An 882-nucleotide genomic window follows, 5' to 3' on the forward strand; every position below is an offset into this window, starting at 1 on the left:
CCGTTCATGGGGAGTTGGTGGCCGACGCCGGAGATGCTGATGCCTTCGATGGTGGCCTGGGTGCTTGTGTCGCCGTAGCGGGTGCGGGTCCACGACGACTGCGGGTGGTCGGTGAAGGACGGGGTCTGGCTCAGCCCGTGCAGGTTGGTCCACTGCTTGATCTCTTCGCCGTAGTTGGGGTAGGCGAGAGTGGTGTCGGTGGTGCCGTGCCACAGCTGCATGCGGGGGTAGCGGCCGGTGTAGCCGGGGTACATGGCGCGGGCCTGGTCGCCCCATTGCTGGGCGGACTTGATGAGGTTGCCGCCGGAGCACTGGCTGTTCCACAGGGAGCCGTCGGTGGTCGCGAAGCATCCGGCCGGTACGCCGGAGAAGGCCGCCCCGGCCGAGAACACGTCGGGATATTCGGCGGCCAGGACGTTGGTCATCATCGCGCCGGAGGAAAAGCCGCTCACGACGATCCGGTTCGGGTCGACGTTGTAGCGCTGCCGCGCCCAGGAGACCATCGACATGATGCCGGTGGAGTCGCTCCCGCCGTCGCGCCTGAGCGCGGCGGGGGTGGACACGTCGAAGCACTGCCCACTGCGGGTGGCCTCGGGGACCACGATGATGTACCCGTACCGGTCCGCGGCGGTGACGTAGTCGTGCCCGTTGCCGTTGAAAATCGCGCCGGCGGATCCGGTGCAGTAATGCACCAGCACCAGCAGCGCCGGCCGTGCCGCGACCCGGTCGGGCACGTAGAGGTACATGTTCAGGTTCGTGGGGTTGGCGCCGAAGCCGGTCACCCGGGTCAGCGAGGCCGCCGCGGCGGGCCGTACCCCCAGGAGCATGCCCGCCACCACCAAAGGCAAGGCGGCGGCCGCCAGTAAGACTCTGAGCCTTCGT

At 68.6% G+C, this 882-nt stretch carries 1 protein-coding gene; it reads right to left on the bottom strand.

Features of this window, described 5'->3' with window-relative positions; all coding sequences use genetic code 11:
• A partial coding sequence (locus FLV34_RS39440) for a PHB depolymerase family esterase (RefSeq protein WP_142652782.1) occupies positions 1-827 on the bottom strand: 827 nt, incomplete at its 3' end.
• Positions 828-882 lie beyond the last annotated feature (55 nt).

The sequence above is a fragment of the Microbispora sp. CSR-4 genome (genome assembly GCF_008033685.1).
In the GTDB taxonomy this organism is placed as follows: domain Bacteria; phylum Actinomycetota; class Actinomycetes; order Streptosporangiales; family Streptosporangiaceae; genus Microbispora.